This is a genomic window from Janthinobacterium sp. GW821-FHT03A03, assembly GCF_059421435.1.
This window is the reverse complement of sequence record NZ_JBWKUZ010000019.1, coordinates 84,196-103,022: the sequence shown is the minus strand read 5'-3', so window position 1 is coordinate 103,022 and position 18,827 is coordinate 84,196. Positions and strand designations below refer to the sequence as shown.

The window sequence follows — 18,827 nt, the reverse complement described above, 5'->3', positions numbered from 1 at the left end:
AAGTACAAAACGCCCGATGCGGTGCATCGGGCGTTTGTGCAGCAATAAATACTGTCAACCTATTTTAGGACTGGACAAGCCCACACCGTTCATGCATCCGCCAGCGATAAAAAGCGCATGGGATCGACCTGCCACCTGGCGGCCGACTCATGGCCGACGATCTTGTCGGCGCCGCCGAAGCCGAAGCCGCGCGACAGGTCGACCGTCTCGGGCTTGATGTAGGTCTTGCTTTTCGTACTGAAGAATACGTTGACTTTCGGCGCCAGCAGATTGCTTTCGTGCGCTTCGATGACGACGGCCAGGCGGCCCGATTCCAGCATCACCATGGTGCCCACCGGATAGATCCCCACGCAGCGCATGAAGTCCTGCGCAAACACGGGGTTGAAATGGAATTTGCTCCACTCATAAATCTTGCGCAGGGCTTCGGCGGCGGCGATGCCCTTGTGATAGCTGCGGTCCGACGTCAGCGCGTCGTACACGTCGACGATGGCGGCCATCTGCGCCAGTTCGCTGATGGCGTCGCCGGCCAGCTGGTCCGGGTAGCCGCTGCCGTCGCGCCGCTCGTGGTGGTGCAGGGCGATGTCGAGCGGAATGGCGCCCAGCTCGGGCGAGCGGCACAGGATGTCGTAGCCGTCGCGCGGATGGCGCTTGATCAGGGCAAATTCCTCGGGCGTCAAGGGACCCGGCTTGTTCAGCACGCTGTCGGGCACCAGCGCCTTGCCCGTGTCGTGCAGCAAGCCGCCCAGGCCCGCCTGGTGCGTGGCCGTGGCGTCGAGTCCGCGTGAGCGGCAAAACGCCACCAGCAGCGCGCACACGCTGACGGAATGCAGGAAGGTATAGTCATCCTTGGTCTTGATGCGCAACAAGCCGACGAGGGCGCCGGGATTGCGCAGGATCGATTCGGTGATATCCTGCACCGTGTGCTGCACGCGGTCGAGCTCGACGGCCTTGCCCAGGCGCACATCGGCCATCACCGTGCGCACCAGGCTTGAGGCCTGCCGCCGCAGCTGCGTGGCGCGCGCCAGTTCCATGCCCAGCGACACGCGCGTGACCACCTGCGGCGCCGTGGCGATCTGCACCAGTTCACGCTCCGTTTCGGCGCGCGCCTGCGCCACCGTGGGCGCATCCTGCACGTCGAGGCCCTTGCCGCTGTCGATCACCACGTCGTGGATGCCGGCCTGCACGATCTTGCGGATTTCATCGTCGCTGCGCAACAGGAAACGGTTGCGCACGAATGGATGCGTCATCCAGTCGCAGCTGAGGTCATGGATGTACATGCCCACTTTTAATTGCGCGGAATCAACTTTCTTAAGCATGCTTTCATCCCACGATAAACGGCTGGAGCACCGAAGGCGCTAGAATGAGTATAACAAAATTGTTATTCTGCGGGCCGCGTTCGGCACTGCAGCGCAACATGCCGTTTTTCCTTACACCGCACTGTTGCCGGCACTCATGCCGCGCAGCAAGGCACGCACCGCTTCGTGACCCATGGAACTGCGCCAATTACGCTACTTTGTTGCCATCGTCGACCACGGCTCGCTGTCGCGCGCGGCCCTGATCCTGCACGTGGCGCAGCCGGCCCTGACGCAGCAGCTGCGCCAGCTGGAAGAGGAACTGGGCGTGCAGCTGCTGCACCGCTCGGCCCAGGGCGTACTCAGCACGGACGCGGGCAAGGTGTTTTACGAACATGCGCAGGCCATCCTCAAGCAGGTGGCCGACGCCCGCTCGGCCGTCACGCAAAGCGCCGCGCGGCCGTCCGGCAATGTCACCCTGGGCTTGCCACACAGCATCTCCGGCGCGCTGGCCCTGCCCCTGCTGCTGGCCGCGCGCGAACGCTACCCCGAAATCACGCTGCAGCTGACGGAAGAAATCACGGGCAACCTGAACGAACAGCTGAAATCGGGGCGCATCAACCTGGCCGTGCTGTTCGACGACGGCCAGCTCACGCCGTTTGCCTGCAGCCCCCTGGTGGAAGAAGAGATGCGTTTTATCTGCCGCAGCGATTCGCCGTTCGCGCCCGACGGCCGCGCCCTGTCGCTGAAACAGGCGCTGGCCGCCACCCTGATCCTGCCGGGCCTGCAGCATGGCGTGCGCCCGCGCATCGACAGCCGCGCCCGCGAACTGGGACTGGAGGCGGCCAATGTGATCGAGATCAACTCGATCGCCATCCTGAAATCGGCCATCCTGGCCGGCATGGGCGCCACCATCCTGCCGGCCGCGCCCCTGCTGGCCGAACTCGACAGCGGCGCCATGCGCAGCTACGCCATCCACAGTCCCGTGCTGTCGCGCACGGTGGCCCTGTGCGCGTCAAAAAATATACCGCTGACGAACGCGGGCAACGCCGTAAAGCACCTCGTGCTGCAGGTGGCCGCCGAGCTGTGCGGCAGCGGGCGCTGGGTGGGGGCGCACGTGCTGGCCGCATAGTATCGTCCGCACATCGCCATGCTAAAAATACTATCAATTATTTCCATAAAGAAATATCATACTGCATTATCTATTTCACAATAATGCCTTATGCCATACCTTCGCCCTCTCTTGTCTTGCCTGTTTGTCTGCACGGGCGCCCTTGGCGCATGGCATGGCGCCATGGCTGGCGTGCCAGAAAAATCCATGCCCGCCTTCGAATTGCTGCTGCGCGAGGTCACGCAGCCCATCAAGAATGAGGATATCGACGTCGTCGTCTTCATGTCGCCGGAAGAATGCACGCCGGCCACCACCAAGAACCTGTTTGGCAAAGTCTTGGCGGCAGACAATACTTCCATGCTGCACAGCTGGACTTGCCGCGCACTGATGGAAGCGGCCGCCGATCCCACGCAAAAGCTGGCGTTCATCCCCACGCTGTCGAGCGTGAAGCAGCCTTCCGCCCTGGCTACCGCGCAGGCATTGCCAGCGAGCCCGACGGGACGCCGCTATGCCGCCCTCGTCGACTGGCATATCGAGAACGTCTCGTCGACGTCGAGCTGCAGCTTCATCGCCTGTGTGTTTTCCTTCACCATGAGCAGCGAAATCGCCGTCGTCGACCGCCTCGACAACAAGTTGATCTGGCACTCGATCCAGAACATCCCCAATTCCATCTTCTCCGACCACTATGATGAAAAGACCGGCCCGGCCATGGGCGCGCAGGCGATCTCCAGGGCGCTCACTCCCGTGCTGGGGGAAAACTGGGCGCAGCTCGCCGACGCCGCCGGCGTGCTGCGCAGCACGGCGCTGGAAGCGGACCCCGCCATCGCCGCTCCTGGCACGGCCCTGAACACCAAAGCCAACCTGGTCATCTTCAACGACTACAGCAACAGCAGCAAGCACAGCAGCGACGCGTACGTGGGGCGCTATTACAGTCTGAAGGGGCAGCACTTGCCGAAAAAGGCCAATCTCACCTTTTACAATGCCGTCTACAGAAGCTACGTTGCCTTGCAATTAGTCCCCGGGAAGTACGACATCTCGTTCACGGCAGAACCGTATGGCGTGGAGATCCAGGCCGGCGGCGCGCCCGTGTATCTGCGTTTATCCAAGGGGATGTTCAACAAGACGAATGTGGACAGAATCGATGCCGGAGAAGCCCTGGCACTGGCCCTGAAATCGACCAATCTGCTCTTGCCGGAAGCGACGCCCGCCTCCCACCCGCAGCGGCCCCGTCCGGTTTTCTGGACGCAGCCCTAAGCGGGCACGGCAGCCAGGGCCTGTCTTGCGGCGCGAGGCAGGCCATCATTTTTTCTTATACCCCCATCGGCAAAGCGTATTTGCCCCTTCCCCACGGTCGTTCTACACTGACCACATTAACTATTTTAAATTTAAAATAGTTATGTGCCGCCCACACGCGGCCATCCCGTCTGCACAGCGCGCGCCTTACCGGGCGCGCCCCTTGTACAGCCGTCATCTGAAACACCCTTTTGGAGACAGCCATGTCCGTGACCACGGAAAACGGCTCCGCAGCGTTCGCTAGAAACGCCGGTGCCGCGCCATCTACGCCCCCCGACACTTCCCGTTTGACCACCGTCAGCCTCGACGACAAATACACGGCCACTTCCGGCGCCATCTTCCTGTCCGGCATCCAGGCCCTCGTGCGCCTGCCCATGATGCAGCGCCTGCGCGACCAGGCCGCGGGCCTGAACACGGCCGGCTTCATTTCCGGCTACCGCGGCTCGCCCCTGGGCGGCCTCGATGAAAACCTGTGGAAAGCCAAGAAACAGCTGGAAGCGCACCACGTGCAGTTCGTGCCCGGCGTCAACGAAGACCTGGCCGCCACGGCCGTCTGGGGTTCGCAGCAGGTCGACCTGATCGGCCCGGCCAAGTACGACGGCGTGTTCGCCATGTGGTACGGCAAGGGCCCGGGCGTGGACCGCTGCGGCGATGTCTTCAAGCACATGAACCATGCGGGAACGTCCAAACTGGGCGGCGTGCTGCTGGTGGCCGGCGACGACCACGGCGCATATTCGTCGACCCTGCCGCACCAGTCCGACCATCTGTTCTCGGCCTCGATGATCCCCGTCCTGTATCCATGCAATGTGCAGGAATACCTGGACCTGGGCATCCACGGCTGGGCCATGTCGCGCTTTTCCGGCTGCACGGTGGCCTTCAAGGCCCTGGCCGACACGGTCGAATCGTCCGCTTCCATCGACGCCGACCCGTTCCGCGTGGAAGTCAAGATTCCGCAGGACTTCCACATGCCCGAAGGCGGCCTGAACGCGCGCCTGTCGAGCATCCCGCTGGGCCAGCAGGCGCGCAACCAGGAAGCGCTGATGCAGGACTACAAGATCTATGCGGCCCTGGCCTACGCGCGCGAAAACAAGCTCAACCACACCACCATCAACAGCCCGAACGCCAAGCTGGGCATCATTGCGTCCGGCAAATCGTATCTGGATGTGCTCGAAGCGCTGGAAGAGCTGGGCATCGACGAGCAGATGGCGGCCGACGTGGGCTTGCGCCTGTTCAAGGTGGCCATGCCGTGGCCGCTGGAACCGGACAGCGTGCGTGAGTTTGCGCAAGGTCTCGATGAAATTCTCGTGGTAGAAGAGAAGCGGCAAATCGTCGAATACCAGTTGAAAGAACAACTCTACAACTGGCGCGACGACGTGCGCCCCCGTGTCATCGGCAAGTTCGACGAAAAGGGCGAATGGGTGGCGCCGCGCGGTGAATGGCTGCTGACCTCGAAGGCCGACTTTTCCGTCTCGCAAGTGGCGCGTGTCATCGCCAGCCGCATCGCGCGCCTGATTTCCGACCCCGTCACCTGCGACCTGATCAAGGCAAGATTAAGTTTCCTCGACGCCAAGGATGCGGTATTAAAGAAAGCCGTGAACACGCCGTTCCGCCCCGCCTTCTACTGCTCCGGCTGCCCGCACAACACGTCGACCAAGGTGCCCGACGGCAGCCTGGCCCTGGCCGGCATCGGCTGCCACGTGATGGCCACGTCGATCTACCCGGAAATGAACAAGCTGACCACGCACATGGGCGGCGAAGGCGCGCCGTGGATAGGCCAGGCCGCGTTTTCCGAACTGCCGCACGTGTTCCAGAACCTGGGCGACGGCACGTATTTCCACTCCGGCTACCTGGCCATCCGCGCCGCCCAGGCGGCCAAGGTCAATATCACTTACAAGATACTGTACAACGACGCCGTCGCCATGACGGGCGGCCAGCCCGTGGACGGCTTGATTACCGTACCGATGATGGCGCAGCAGGTGGCGGCCGAAGGCATCGCCCGCATCGCGCTGGTGACGGAAGATTTATCACGCTACAGCGACCGCAGCAACCTGCCCGCCCACGTGACCTTGCACGACCGCAAGGACATGGACGCCGTGCAGCGCGAATTGCGCGAAGTACAAGGCGTGTCCGTGCTGATCTACGACCAGACCTGTGCCGCCGAAAAACGCCGGAGAAGGAAAAAAGGCGAATATCCGGACCTTGCCAAACGCATGGTCATCAACGACGCCGTCTGCGAAGGCTGCGGCGACTGCGGCGTGCAGTCGAACTGCGTGTCCATCCTGCCGAAAGAGACGGAATTTGGCCGCAAGCGCACCATCGACCAATCCTCGTGCAACAAGGATTATTCGTGCGCCAAGGGTTTCTGCCCCAGCTTCGTCACCGTCGAGGGCGGCAGCCTGAAGAAGACCAAGACGGGCGCAGGCAAGCCGGGCGAGACGGACGACTTCGGCCCGTTGCCGGAACCGGTGCTGCCAGGTTGCGAGGCGCCGTACAACATCCTCATCAACGGCATCGGCGGCACGGGCGTCATCACCGTGGGCGCGCTGATGGGCATGGCGGCCCACCTGGAAGGCAAGGGCGCGTCCGTGCTGGACATGACGGGCATGTCGCAAAAGAACGGTTCCGTCACCTCGCACGTGAAAATCGCCAAATCTCCGGCGCACATCCGCGCGCAGCGCATCGCCACGGGCGAAGCGGACCTGATCCTGGGCTGCGACATGCTGACGGCCGGCGCGCAGGATGCCGTGTCGAAAATGCGTCCGGGCCGCAGCCTGGCCGTCGTCAACCTGCACGAGCAGCCGCCGGGCACGTTCGCGCAAAATGCCGACTGGCAATATCCAACGGCGGAAGTGCGCCAGCTGATCGAGGAATCCGTGGGCGGCGCGGACGCGGCCGACTTCATCGACGCGACCAAACTGGCGACGGCGCTGATGGGCGATTCCATCGCCGCCAACCTGTTCATGCTCGGCTACGCCTGGCAAAAGGGCCGCATCCCCTTGACGCAGGCGGCCCTGCTGCGCGCCATCGAACTCAACGGCGTCGGCATCGAGTCGAACAAGAAAAGCTTTTTGTGGGGCCGCCGCGCCGCCGTCGACGTGCGCAAAGTCACGCAGATCGCCACGCCGGCGCAGGCGATCATCGTGCAGATGCCGCAAAGCCTCGATAGCCTGGTGAAAAAACGCGTGGAATTCCTCACCGCGTATCAAAACGCCGCGTATGCGGATGGTTACTTGACCCTGGTCAAACAGGTGCGCGACCGCGAGAATACCCTGGGACTGGGCCAGAAGCTGTCGACGGCCGTCGCCAAGAGCTACTTCAAGCTGCTGGCCTACAAGGACGAGTACGAAGTGGCGCGTTTGTACACGGATGGCCGTTTCGTGGAACAGTTGCAGCAGCAGTTCGAAGGCAACTTCTCCGTCAAATTCAACCTGGCGCCGCCGCTGTTTGCCAAGAAAGATGCGAAGGGGCACCTGGTGAAAGCGGAGTTCGGTTCCTGGATGTGGCGCGCCTTCCAGCTGCTGGCGAAAGCCAAGGGGCTAAGGGGCGGCAGCTTCGACGTCTTCGGCTATACGGCCGAGCGCAAGATGGAGCGCGCGCTGATCGTCGAATACCGCGAACTGCTGGCAGGCCTGCTGGCCAACCTGACGGCGGACAATATCGCCACCTGCGTGGAACTGGCGTCGTTGCCCGAAAAAATCCGCGGCTTCGGCCACGTCAAGGAAGCGGCCGTCGCCACGTATCGCCACGACAAGGCGAGATTGCTGGCAAAGCTGGCTGATGGGAGCAAGCACGCGGCCTAGGTGACTCTGGAATACAACGCTGCCAGGTGGCTTGCCTGGCAGCGTTGTATTCACTATCCTGATCCTGCCATTTATTTCACTCGCTTTATCACACCAGAAAAACGACAGACGCAAAATAACCATAAAAATCAGCCACTTACAATCACATGGTAAAACATTGGGTCGTCCAGGCAATAGCGCTGCTTAAGTCCAGTCGGGATCCCGTGCCCCATGAGATCAATGAACTGGACTGGAAACTATCGTTGTCCGGCAACAAGGAGCGCTTAATCGAACATCTGATCGCCTTCTCCAATTGTCCGCACGGCGGCTATATGGTCTATGGCATCGCAGACGCCGGAGCTGCGCTGATGGGAGTTGAGCAAACTCAAGTTGAAGAAACCATTTTGCAGTTGACCAATCTGGGCCGCGATGCAGTTGAGCCGCCTCTTATCCTCGACCATGCAGTGGTCGAATACGACACCGTTCCTTTATTATTCGTTTATATCCGTGAACAAGCAGACAAGCCCGCACATCGCAGGGGCAAGAGTATTGAAGAAACATGGATAAGATCGGGTGGCACAAGTCGTAAAGCATCTCGATCGGAAGTTGGTGCACTCATGCTCAACAGCCATGCTCCCCGCTGGGAGGAACTACGAACAACACCCCTGCTTTCTGCCGATGAAGTCATCGAACATCTCGATCTGGCGACCATTTCCAAACTCTTGCAACGCCCTCTTCCTGACGACAGCTTTGAGCTGATGCGCTGGCTGGAGGAGGAAAATATGGTCATTCCCGATGGCAGCGGCTACTACATTACGCATTTCGGTGGTATCTCAGCAGCGCGTGAGTTGGAGCACTTCACGCACCTCAGTCGTAAACGTATTCGCGTCATCCGTTATAGCGGCACCAACAAAGTCGATACAATTGATGAAGTTCGCGGCAACAAAGGCTATGCAGTGGGTTTCGAAGGCTTGATCGGCTATCTACTGCGCGTCCTGCCACATTCGGAAGTGATCCAGCAATCCCTGCGTGAGCAAGTTAGCCTCTATCCTGAAATTGCGCTACGCGAATTAATCGCGAATGCCTTGATCCACCAGGATTTCAACGTCACAGGCGCTGGCCCTACTATAGAAATCTACGACGACCGCATCACCTTCACCAATCCGGGGACACTGCTTCCAAGCAAGCGCCTTGACCGTCTGATCGGTACGACACCAGAGTCACGCAATGAATTGCTGGCATCCAAATTTCGCCAATATCGGATCTGTGAAGAAAGGGGTACGGGATTCCAAAAAGTGGTCTCGGCCGTCGAGTTATTCGGCATGCCGCCCGTCCTCTTCACGCCACTGGAAAATGGTTTCCAAGTCACCTTGTACGCGCCAAGACAGTTCGCCGACATGGCGCAGGTCGAGCGCGTGGAAGCTTGCTATCAACATGCCGTTTTGCAGTATTTTTCCAGCCAGACATTGACCAATACCACCTTGCGTACCCGCTTCAAGGTCAGCGAGCGCCAGCGCAATCAAATCACCAACTTGATCGCCGATGCTGTCGCAGCGGGACGCATCAAGCGCAAGGACAGCACCAGCGGCAATAAATTCGCGGAATACGCCCCATACTGGGCATGAGCCGATGTCAATCCGCGCAGCGCCCCACGGTGGCCCCCGGCAACAGCACCGGTTGCCAGATTTCCTGCAGCCGTTCCGGCGGCGTGCCGGCCAGCAAGGATTGCAGCATTTCCACCATCTTGGCGCCGGCGCGGCGCAGGTCGGGCTGGTCGACGGTGGTGACGTTGATGCCGATCAAGGTATCTTCCACATTGCCCCAGACGATGACGGAGATTTCCTTGCCGATCTCGATGCCGGCATCCATCAGGGCGCGCACCACGCCCACGCCGGACAGGTGGTTGTCGACGATGACGGCCGTCGGGCGCGGCGAGCAAGCCAGCAATTGCTGCATGGCCTGGTAGCCGCTGCGGCGATCAAAAGTGTTGTCGAGCAGATAGCGGGGGTCGGCTTGCAAGCCCGCCTGCGCCATGCAACGGATAAAACTTTCCTTGCGCTCATAGGCGAAATGCAAATCCAGCGGCGCACTCAGCAAGGCGATGCGCTGGTGGCCATGGGCCAACAGGAAGGATAGGGCCAGGTCGATGCCCGTATCGTTGTCGTAGTCAAAATACGCGTAGGGCGCATCGATGCGCGTGCGGCCGTTCGCCACAAACGGAAAATCCACCTTCGTCAGGTAGGCGATGCGCTCGTCGACCACCCTGGTGCGGCCCACCACGAGGCCGTCGACCTGGCGTCCGCGCACCATGGTTTCATACGAGGGCTGTTCGTTCTGCGGCGACACGGGGGCGATGATGAGGCTCATCTTCGACGCTTCGACGGCGTCCGACATGCCATTCACGACGGACAGGAAGACGCTGTCGCCCAGGTCGCTGGGCAGCAGGGGATAGATCATGCCCAGCACGTTGGTGCGGCCGACGGCCAGGCTGCGCGCCAGCGGGTTGGGCCGGTAGCCTACCTTCTTGGCGGCCGCCAGGACGATTTCACGGGTGCGGGAATTGACTTCCGGATAGCCGTTCAACGCCCTGCTGACTGTCGTTTTCGACATGCCGAGGGCAATTGCGAGGCTCTTGAGATTCATGTATTAACTACCTGTCTGTACGGCAAAAGAAACCAACTCTGACCGTCAATTATAGCCCAGAGCGTCAAACAGGCAGCGCAGTACTGCACATCAACATGGTATAAAAACAACAATGCATTGACTATTTAAAAAGCAATATTTTAAATGTGGCCACTTTTACCATCCGCCCAGCGCGGCATGGCCGATGGCAGACGGCGCGGTGAGGCAAACGGAAGCGGGTACTCACTATGACAACGGCCCGGGCACCGTCATCTTGCGATTGCAGCAACGCCGGGCGCGCACGATAAAATTATCAAGAAAACATATTTACTGGAACTGTGCGAGAATTTGTCCTATTCTTGATTCAGGTAAAGATTACCTGCAGACATGTCGCGCCTCCCGGCTGGCGCTTTCTTCTTCTGCGCATGCCTGGGCATACTTTCAAAGGTGAATAATGTGGTCTCGCTAACTTCCGTCAACAATGTGCAGGCATCGCTGGCCACGGCGCAGCGGAGAGTCGAGCAAGGCCAGAACCAGGTGCAGCGCGACAGCGAACAGCTGGCGCAAAGCCGCCAGTTGCTGAGCCGGGAAAAAGAACAGTTGAGCCAAGCCCAGCGCAGCAGCCAGCAAGCCGAGGCCAGCGCCCAGCCCGCCGTCAAGGCGCCGCAGCTGGACCAGGCGATCAAGGTGGCCGTGCCGCAGCAATTGACTCAGGCGGCGCCGAAAAGCACGCCCCAGCTGAACGGCTATGGCCAGGCCCTGGGGCGCCTGATCGACGTGACGGCGTAAATTACCGCAGCATTTCCTCTTCCAGCATCGCCAGCCACCACTTTTCGCCCGGCTTCGGCTGCCGCAAATCCACCGTCTCGCCCATCCGCGGCGTGGCCAGGTGCACGCCCTGTTTTGCCGCCAGGCCCGTGATGCGGTCGAACGGTTCATGCCAGGCGTGCAGTCCCAGGTCGAACGTGCCGTTATGCACGGGCATGAGCCACTTGCCGCGCAAGTCCAGATGCGCCTGCAGGGTTTCCTCGGGCTGCATGTGCACGTCCGGCCACAGCTTGTCATACGCGCCCGTCTCGATCATGGTCACGTCGAACGGGCCGTACTTGTCGCCGATCTGCTGGAATCCATCGAAATAGCCGGAGTCGCCGCTGAAAAACACGCGCACGTCGGGCGCGTCGATGACCCACGACGCCCACAGGGTTTGATTGCCGTCAAACAGGCCCCGTCCCGAGAAGTGCTGCGACGGCGTCGCCACCAGCTTCACGCCGGCTATCGTCGTGCCCTGCCACCAGTCGAACTGGCGCACCTTGGCGGCCGGCACGCCCCAGGACACCAGGGTATCGCCCACGCCCAGCGGCGTGACAAAGTGCGCCGTCTTGGCCGCCAGCTGCAGCACGGCCGCATGGTCGAGGTGGTCGTAATGGTCGTGCGACAGGATGACGGCCTTGATCGGCGGCAAGTCGGCGATGCCGATGGGCGGCTGGTGGAAACGCTTCGGACCTGCCCACTGGACCGGCGAGGCGCGCTCGGAAAACACGGGGTCGGTGAGGAAGAACTCATTGTTCAGTTTCAACAGCAGCGTTGAATGGCCGAGGCGAAACAGGCTGTTGTCCGGTGCGGCCAGCAGCTGCGCCCGGGTCAGCGCTTGCACGGGCACGGCAGCGGCCGGCACGGTGCTGTCAGGCTTGTCAAAGAAGAAAGTCCACATCAGCTTGAGCGTGGCCGCCGTGCCCAGCTTGTGCATCTGCACGGGATTGCGGAACTTGCCTTCGTGGCGTTGCGCCGATTCGGTCGGTGCGGCAGGCGCGGCGCGCAAGGTGCAAGAACTCATGATGATCAGGACTCCCAAGAATAAGATGCGGTGCATATGCGATCCGGTCTATGAAACACAAGGATTAAATTACACTACACAGTGTAGTTCCTATTTCTGGCAAAGTAAACCAGGAGGTGTAAAATATTGTTTTCAAAGGAGATTTTCAGCCATGGCCGCACCGCAACGCCTCACCGACCGCAAGCGCGTCGCCATCGTCGATGCCGCCATCGCCGAGTTCCGCGAGCACGGTTTCGATGCGACCAGCATGGACAGGATCGCCGCCACGGCCTCCGTTTCCAAGCGCACCGTGTACAACCATTTCCCCAGCAAGGACGAGTTGTTCGCGGAAATCCTGCAGCGCATGTGGGAAAGCAGCGTGGCCCAGCCCGCCGTGCCCTATGTGGCCGACCAGCCCCTGCGCCCGCAGGTGCTGGCCCTGGTCGAGCAGAAGATGGTCTTGCTGTGCGACCCGGCGTTCATCGACCTGGCGCGCGTGATCTTCGGCGAAACCATCCACTCGCCCGCGCGCGCGCAAGCGATGGTGGCGCGCCTGAATGAAAAGGAAACAGGCCTGAATATCTGGATCCGCGCGGCGCAGCAGGACGGGCGCATCAAGGCGGGCGAGACGCTGGAAGTGGGGCATCTGCTGATGGCTCCACTGAAGACCTTTGCCTTCTGGCCGCAGATCACCCTCGGTGAGCCTCTGCTGGGCCCGGCACGCCGGCGCGAAGTGACGGAACTGGCCGTCGATATCTTCCTGTGCTATTACGGCGTGGCAAAACAGACGGCATAGACGGGCGGCAAGTGAGCGGACAGCGTCTGCCAGTGCTCGCCCTCGTCGCCCGAATACCAGGCGCCGCCCGTCGTCGAGGCCATCAATAAACTGCGCCCATCGTCGGCCAGCGCCAGCCCGTGGCGGTAGACCAGGTCATAGCAATGCTGCTGCGGCAATCCTGCGCGCAGCACGTCAAAGGTTTTGCCGCCGTCGCGCGTGCGCGTGACGGCCAGCGCGCCATCTTGCGGAATGCGCAGCACGTCCGCCTGCGCCGGCACGAACCAGGCCGTGTCGCCGTCACGCGGATGCACGGCCACGGCAAAGCCGAAATGCGACAGCGGCGCCGTCGTCACTTCCTGCCAGTGCCAGCCCGCGTCCTGCGAGCGCCAGATGCCGTTATGGTGCTGGCACCACAGCGCTTCCGGCGTGCCGGCGCTGCGCACGATGCGGTGCGGGTCTTGCACGGCTTCGTTTTCATCGAGTTCGGGCGGCATGTAGTCGGCCCGCATGCCCGTCGCGCTCAGGGCCCAGCTGGCGCCGCCGTCCAGCGTCTGCCACACGCCGCCGCAGGATACGCCGACCAGCACTGTATTGCTGTCGCGCGGGTCGACGCAGATGCTGTGGATGCCGGGCACGTCGTAGCCGCCGCCAAACCACTGCGCCCGCTGCGGCACGTTCCACAACGCTTCCACCAGCTGCCAGCTGTCGCCGCGGTCGCTGGAACGGAACAGGCCGCCAGGCAGGGTGCCCGCCCACAGCACGCCGGGCTGGTCCGCGCCGCCGGCCGCCAGCGACCAGATCTGCCGCAAGGTCCAGTCGACGGTATCGCTGCTGCCCTCGGGCTTGGCGGGATACGCGGGCACGGCGACTTCCTGCCACGCGCCGGCGCCCGCGTCGAGGCGGTGCAGCTTGGCGCCGAAGTGGCCCAGGTACAGGGCCGCGTACAGCGTGCCGTCGCGGCTGTCGTGCAGCAGCATGGAGACGGGGTCGCCGGCGAATTGCACCAGCGCCAGCTGCCAGGCGCCGGCCGCATCGACATCGAACCGGAACAGCCCCTTGCGGGTGCCGAGATACGCGCGCTGCGGAACTGCTGTCATGGCGTCAACCTCCTGAAAGTGCCTGCAAGATATACACCTGGCTGTCGGGCCGCAAGACGTCGTCAAGGTCGCGGCGCTCGCGGCAGCGCGCGCCGTCGATGAAGATCACCACGTTGGGACGCAAGGCGCCCTGCTCGTCGAGCACGTAGCCGCGCAGGCGCGGCTGCTGCGCAAAGGCGCCATCCAGGGCGGCGCGCAGGCGGGGCGCGGCCACGTCCAGCGTGGGCACATCGAGAAAACGCGCCAGTTGTTGGGTAAAATGCAAGTGCGCCATGCTGCCCTTCGACGTCATCGGCCAGCCCTCATTCTAGTCCGCTTTGCCGACGATACAATGGCGCATGCCCTAAAATAGGGCCAAGCACACAAGGAGGCCAGGCATGACGATTACCCCGGAAGAACTAGCGGTGCTGATGCAGGAAGTGGAAGTGGCCGATCCCATCGACTTTGCCGACCTGCCCTTCAACGAGCAGGAATTGCGCGGCCTGATCGCCAACCACCTGTGCGAGATGGCCGACGCCATGGAAAGTTTTACGCCGGAAGACCGCAACCTGGCCCTGCTGGCCGTGGCGGCCAAGCTGGTGCTGGAAAACCTCGTCTTGCACGTGCAGCTGCTGCGCCGCCACGGCTTGCCCGTCAGCGACAGCGTGGAGGCGCTGCTGCAGCGGCTCAAGAACCCGGGCCGACCCTGAGCGCTGCACGGCGGCGGCCCGCTACTGCAGGTTGATGGCGGTCAACACCATCCTGCTGTCAGGCAAATTCGTACTCTGACGGATATACAGCACGCCATGGCGCGACAGCGCCAGGTTGCCGCCCATGCGGTAGGTCCAGACGGTCTTGCGGCTGGCCAGGTCGATCGCATAAGTCGTGTTGCTGCCGCCAACGAACAGCAGGTTATCGGTGACGATCACGTCGCCGCCAAAGTACGGGTCGCGGACCACGTCGAGCGGCCAGCTCCACAAGAGCGCGCCATCGCCGAGCTGGCGCGCTTCCAGCGCCTTGCTGGCCTGATTGCCCACGTACACGATACCGCGCGCCACCACCGGCTGCGTGCTGAACTGCCCCTTGACTGCCCAGCGCACGGCGCGGCTGCCCACATCGACCAGGCTCAGGCTGTTATCAGCCGCCTCGCCGGCCACCGGGCGCTGATTGAGCACCAGGACGCTGCCTGCATCGGCGAGCACGGGTGCCTGGCGCAAGCTGTTCTTATTGAAGCCGCCCAGCACCTGCCCTGGCACCGCCACGCTGAAGCGCGTCGCGCCATCGGCGATATTCAAGGCCGTCAATGTCCCTGCCGCATGGCTGTACACCGTGTCCGCGCTGACGGCCGGCGCCCACTCATCGACATTGCCCAGCTTGGGCAAACCGAGGCTGGCCGACCACAGCGTCTGCGTCGCCGCACCGATGACCTGCACGTCGTTATTGCCGCCCACGTAGACATTGCCGCCAAAGAAGGTGGGCGCCGTCGACAGGGACACCCCCAGCAACATGCCATTCGTATTCGGCGGGCGCACACTGGCCGGCACGCCGCCAGCGAGCGCGTCAAACACGTAGACGCTGTCGCTGCCCGCCATGGCCAGCTTACCGCCCGAGACGGCGGGCGCCCCCAGATAGCCGTCCGGCGTCACCGATTGCGTCCAGCGCGCCTGGCTGTCGCTCTCGTTAAGCGCCGTCACCGTCGACGTGGTCACATATTTGCTGCTGCCTTCCACCGGCACGGCGGACTGCTGGCTGATATACACGAGGCCGTTGGCCGTCACCACGGGACTGCCAGCGACCGCGCGCGGGGAGCTGGCGCCCAGCCAGGTCCAACGGCGCGTGAAGCGGCGGCTGTCGAGGGTGACCGGCACCAGGCCCGTATGCGCGGCATTGCCATTCACGCCTTCCCAGTCGCCCACGCCGGACAGGGCTTGCAAGGCGCCCATGCTGCCGGCAAGCGGCGCGACCGTGACCTTGTAGCCCATGCTTTCGGTCTTGTACAGGCCTGCCGTGGCGGGCAAGGACAGCTCGATCTTGCCCGCGTACTCGCCGGGAGCCAGGCCAGGCACCGTCTTGAACGTCAGCAGCCAGCTGCCATCGGCCTGCTTCTGGCGCTCGGCCGCCTGCAGCACGAGCGCCGTGCCGCTGGCGGGTTTTTCCTGCGGCTGGGGACGCGCATCGCTCACGCCATCGGCCAGGCGCACCGTCACGTGGATGTCGTCACACGTAGCGCCAGGCTGGGCCGTGCAGCTGCCGCTCACCTCCGCCAGGCTCATGCCGGTTTTTTCCTGCAAGCCGGGCGGCGCGCCAACGGAACTGCCGGAACCGCCGCCACAGGCGGACAAGGTAGTCATGATGGCCAGCGGCAATGCGGCGGCCTGCCACAACGAAGGGAATAATGTGCGCATGCAAGGGTCCATGTTGAGGTTTCATTTCCTCCCCAATGGAGGTGTGCTGGAAACCGGGACTGAGTGTTATAGCATGGGAAATATTGCAAAAATCTAACACATAATCACGGCAACGATCTATGGGCGCACGGCGCGTGCCTGCAAGGTGAGATCGCTTTCCGCCACGGCCACGCAGGGCAGGATATAGCCGTCGAGCCGTTCATCGGGGCTGATGCCGGGCCAGTCCACCGTGTAGCGGATCTTTCCTTCAGGCATGTGGCAGATGCACGTGCGGCAAGTGCCGTTGCGGCAGGAGCTGAGCAGGCGGATGCCGGCCAGCTCGGCGGCGGCCACGATGGTGGTGCCCGCCCCGGCCGGGAATTGCCAGCCTTGCGGGACGATGGTGATGATAAAGGTGGTCAGGGGCGCGCTCATGCGCCCAGTTTAACAGTCCGCCAGGGCGCTCCAACTGCCGCCCTGCGCATGGCTGCGCAGCACGGCTTGCGCAAAGGCCAGGCCCGCCACGCCATCATGGACGGTGGGCAGCCAGCTGGCTTCCTTGGGCACGGGCAAGCCCGCCTGCAAGGCCCGCATGTGCCAGGCCGCATCCAGGTACAGCTGGGCGAACGCTTCCAGATACCCTTCCGGATGGCCAGCCGGCACGCGCGTGGCGTGGCGCGCGGCGGCGCTGTCGACCCGGCCCGGACGCAGCAACTGGCGGTTGCCGCCCTGCGGCGTCACCCACAGTGCATTCGGTTGTTCCTGGTCAAAGTCCAGCTGCGCCTTGCTGCCGAACAGGCGCAATCGCACCGTGTTTTCGCAACCGGTCGCCACCTGGCTGGCCCACAGCGTCCCTTTCGCCCCATTCGCGTAGCGCAGCATCACCTGCACATGGTCGTCCAGGGTGCGGTGCGGAACAAAGGTGGACAATTCGGCCAGCACGGCGTGCGGCGTGAGTCCGCTGACGAACTGCGCCAGGTGATACGCGTGCAAGCCCACGTCGAGCAGGGTACCGCCCGGGCCAGCTTTCAGCGGGTCGTTATGCCAGTTGCCTTCGCTCATGCCACCCGCGTGTATCGCATCGGCCAGCCAGTCCTGCGAATACTCCACTTGCACGAGGCGCAGCTCGCCGATGTCGCCCGCCTCGACCATCGCCTTCGCATGGCGCAGCAGCGGATAACCGCTGTAGGTATGCGTGAGCGCAAACAGCAAATTTTTGCGTTGCGCCAGCGCCGCCAAGGCCTGCCCCTCCGCCAGCGAGATGCCCAGCGGCTTGTCGCAGATCACGTGGATGCCCGCTTCCAGGAACGCCGTGGCGACGGGCGCATGTAAATGATTCGGCGTGACGATGGCCACCGCCTCGATGCCGTCCGGACGCTGGCTTTCCGCCTGCGCCATGGCGCGGTAATCGCTGTAGCAACGCTCCGGCGCCAGGTGCAGCGCGGCGCCGCTGTCGCGCGCCCGCTGCGGGTCGGACGACAGGGCGCCCGCCACCAGTTCGTACTGGTCGTCGATGCGCGCCGCGATGCGGTGCACGGCGCCGATGAATGCGCCCTGCCCGCCCCCTACCATGCCCAGCCGTAAACGTCGCTGCATGTCAGTCTCCTAGTCCCTGGCCGGGCCTAGGCCAAGCAAGTGATGGATTTGATCTTGGTCAACAGCACTGCCCGCGAAATCGTCGAACGCATGTTCGGCCACGCGGATGATGTGGTCACGGATGAAACGCGCGCCTTCGGCCGCCCCGTCCTCCGGGTGTTTCAAACAGCATTCCCACTCCAGCACGGCCCAGCCGGGGAAGTCGTACTGCGCCAGCTTCGAAAAAATCGCCTTGAAATCGATCTGCCCGTCACCGAGCGAGCGGAAGCGCCCGGCCCGGTCCTGCCAGTCGCCATAGCCGCCATACACGCCCTGGCGCCCGCTGGGCCGGAATTCCGCATCTTTGACGTGAAAAGCCTTGATGCGCGCATGATAAATGTCAATAAACGCGAGGTAATCGAGCTGCTGCAGCACGAAGTGGCTGGGGTCGTACAAGATGGACGCGCGCGGATGGTCGTGGACGGCGGCCAGGAAGCGCTCGAACGTCACGCCGTCGTGCAAGTCCTCGCCCGGATGCAATTCATAGCAGAGGTCCACGCCGGCCGCATCGAACGCGTCGAGGATGGGCAGCCAGCGTTTCGCCAGTTCGGCGAACGCCGTTTCCACCAATCCGGCCGGGCGCTGCGGCCACGGGTACAGATACGGCCAGGCCAGCGCGCCGGAAAACGTCACGTGCGCCTGCAATCCCAGGCGCTGCGAGGCGGTGGCCGCCCACAGCAGCTGCTGCGTGGCCCACGCCGTGCGGGCGGCAGGATCACCGCGCACCTGTTCTGGCGCAAAGCCGTCGAACAGCGCGTCGTAGGCCGGATGCACGGCGATCAGTTGGCCCTGCAAATGCGTCGACAATTCCGTCACCTGCAAGCCGTGGCGCGCCAGCAGGGCTTTCACGTCGTCGCAGTACTGCTGGCTTGCAGCCGCTTGTTGCAGGTCAAACAGGCGCGGTGCCGTGGGCAGCTGCAAGCCCTTGTAGCCCAGGCCGGCCGCCCATTGCGCCAGGTGCCCGAGCGAGTCGAACGGCGGCTCGTCGCCGAGAAACTGGGCCAGGAAAATGGCCGGGCCCTGGATGGTTTTCATGGAAATTCC

Annotated in this window: 16 protein-coding genes; 7 read left to right on the top strand and 9 right to left on the bottom strand. The window is 62.9% G+C overall.

Going from position 1 to position 18,827, the window contains the following annotated elements; translation table 11 throughout:
• Window positions 1–89: 89 nt before the first annotated feature.
• The gene (locus AC07VI_RS24385; protein WP_086147875.1) at window positions 90–1,316 is read right to left on the bottom strand and encodes an HD-GYP domain-containing protein; all 1,227 of its coding nucleotides are present in this window, start codon (window positions 1,314–1,316) and stop codon (window positions 90–92) included.
• Between the two features lie 172 nt (window positions 1,317–1,488).
• Here AC07VI_RS24385 and AC07VI_RS24380 point away from each other — a divergent pair, with 172 nt between their 5' ends.
• From AC07VI_RS24380 to AC07VI_RS24365, 4 genes are all read left to right on the top strand, one after another.
• Window positions 1,489–2,424 (top strand): LysR substrate-binding domain-containing protein, encoded by a 936-nt coding sequence (locus AC07VI_RS24380; RefSeq protein ID WP_086147874.1) that lies wholly within the window; start codon window positions 1,489–1,491, stop codon window positions 2,422–2,424.
• A gap of 186 nt (window positions 2,425–2,610) precedes the next feature.
• Window positions 2,611–3,657 carry a hypothetical protein gene (locus AC07VI_RS24375; protein WP_492992152.1) on the top strand — a complete coding sequence of 349 codons (1,047 nt, stop codon included), beginning with the start codon at window positions 2,611–2,613 and terminating at the stop codon, window positions 3,655–3,657.
• Window positions 3,658–3,899: 242 nt separating this feature from the next.
• Window positions 3,900–7,496 (top strand): indolepyruvate ferredoxin oxidoreductase family protein, encoded by a 3,597-nt coding sequence (locus AC07VI_RS24370; protein ID WP_492992150.1) that lies wholly within the window; start codon window positions 3,900–3,902, stop codon window positions 7,494–7,496.
• A 203-nt stretch (window positions 7,497–7,699) separates the two neighbouring features.
• Window positions 7,700–9,100: an ATP-binding protein gene (locus tag AC07VI_RS24365; RefSeq protein WP_492992148.1), complete on the top strand. Its 1,401-nt coding sequence runs from the start codon at window positions 7,700–7,702 to the stop codon at window positions 9,098–9,100.
• A 7-nt stretch (window positions 9,101–9,107) separates the two neighbouring features.
• Here the strand turns inward: AC07VI_RS24365 and AC07VI_RS24360 are convergent, their stop codons facing one another.
• Window positions 9,108–10,118, bottom strand: coding sequence for a substrate-binding domain-containing protein (locus AC07VI_RS24360; protein WP_492992146.1), 1,011 nt, complete (start codon window positions 10,116–10,118; stop codon window positions 9,108–9,110).
• A gap of 435 nt (window positions 10,119–10,553) precedes the next feature.
• On the opposite strand from AC07VI_RS24360, the gene AC07VI_RS24355 reads away from it, so the two are divergent.
• Window positions 10,554–10,886 (top strand): hypothetical protein, encoded by a 333-nt coding sequence (locus tag AC07VI_RS24355; RefSeq protein WP_139842616.1) that lies wholly within the window; start codon window positions 10,554–10,556, stop codon window positions 10,884–10,886.
• 1 nt (window position 10,887) lies between these two features.
• On the opposite strand, the gene AC07VI_RS24350 is transcribed toward AC07VI_RS24355, so the two are convergent.
• Window positions 10,888–11,931 carry an MBL fold metallo-hydrolase gene (locus AC07VI_RS24350; protein ID WP_492992144.1) on the bottom strand — a complete coding sequence of 348 codons (1,044 nt, stop codon included), beginning with the start codon at window positions 11,929–11,931 and terminating at the stop codon, window positions 10,888–10,890.
• Between the two features lie 151 nt (window positions 11,932–12,082).
• Here AC07VI_RS24350 and AC07VI_RS24345 point away from each other — a divergent pair, with 151 nt between their 5' ends.
• A complete protein-coding gene (locus AC07VI_RS24345) occupies window positions 12,083–12,706 on the top strand; it encodes a TetR/AcrR family transcriptional regulator (RefSeq protein ID WP_492992142.1) in 624 nt (207 codons plus the stop codon).
• On the opposite strand, the gene AC07VI_RS24340 is transcribed toward AC07VI_RS24345, so the two are convergent.
• Together AC07VI_RS24340 and AC07VI_RS24335 are read right to left on the bottom strand one after the other, a co-directional pair.
• Window positions 12,679–13,785, bottom strand: a complete 1,107-nt coding sequence (locus AC07VI_RS24340; protein WP_492992141.1) for an exo-alpha-sialidase — start codon at window positions 13,783–13,785, stop codon at window positions 12,679–12,681. The genes AC07VI_RS24345 and AC07VI_RS24340 overlap by 28 nt on opposite strands.
• A gap of 4 nt (window positions 13,786–13,789) precedes the next feature.
• Window positions 13,790–14,059 carry a MoaD/ThiS family protein gene (locus AC07VI_RS24335; RefSeq protein WP_099420356.1) on the bottom strand — a complete coding sequence of 90 codons (270 nt, stop codon included), beginning with the start codon at window positions 14,057–14,059 and terminating at the stop codon, window positions 13,790–13,792.
• Window positions 14,060–14,162: 103 nt separating this feature from the next.
• Here AC07VI_RS24335 and AC07VI_RS24330 point away from each other — a divergent pair, with 103 nt between their 5' ends.
• Complete coding sequence (locus AC07VI_RS24330; RefSeq protein WP_086147866.1) at window positions 14,163–14,474, top strand: hypothetical protein; 312 nt, start codon at window positions 14,163–14,165, stop codon at window positions 14,472–14,474.
• Between the two features lie 21 nt (window positions 14,475–14,495).
• Here the strand turns inward: AC07VI_RS24330 and AC07VI_RS24325 are convergent, their stop codons facing one another.
• From AC07VI_RS24325 to AC07VI_RS24310, 4 genes are all read right to left on the bottom strand, one after another.
• Window positions 14,496–16,169 (bottom strand): outer membrane protein assembly factor BamB family protein, encoded by a 1,674-nt coding sequence (locus tag AC07VI_RS24325; RefSeq protein WP_492992140.1) that lies wholly within the window; start codon window positions 16,167–16,169, stop codon window positions 14,496–14,498.
• Between the two features lie 117 nt (window positions 16,170–16,286).
• Window positions 16,287–16,583 (bottom strand): 2Fe-2S iron-sulfur cluster-binding protein, encoded by a 297-nt coding sequence (locus AC07VI_RS24320; protein ID WP_086147864.1) that lies wholly within the window; start codon window positions 16,581–16,583, stop codon window positions 16,287–16,289.
• 9 nt (window positions 16,584–16,592) lie between these two features.
• Entirely contained in the window at window positions 16,593–17,744 is a 1,152-nt protein-coding gene (locus AC07VI_RS24315; RefSeq protein ID WP_226936133.1) for a Gfo/Idh/MocA family protein, read from the bottom strand.
• A gap of 9 nt (window positions 17,745–17,753) precedes the next feature.
• On the bottom strand, window positions 17,754–18,818 hold the full coding sequence (locus AC07VI_RS24310) for a sugar phosphate isomerase/epimerase family protein (RefSeq protein ID WP_492992138.1): 1,065 nt from the start codon (window positions 18,816–18,818) through the stop codon (window positions 17,754–17,756).
• Window positions 18,819–18,827 lie beyond the last annotated feature (9 nt).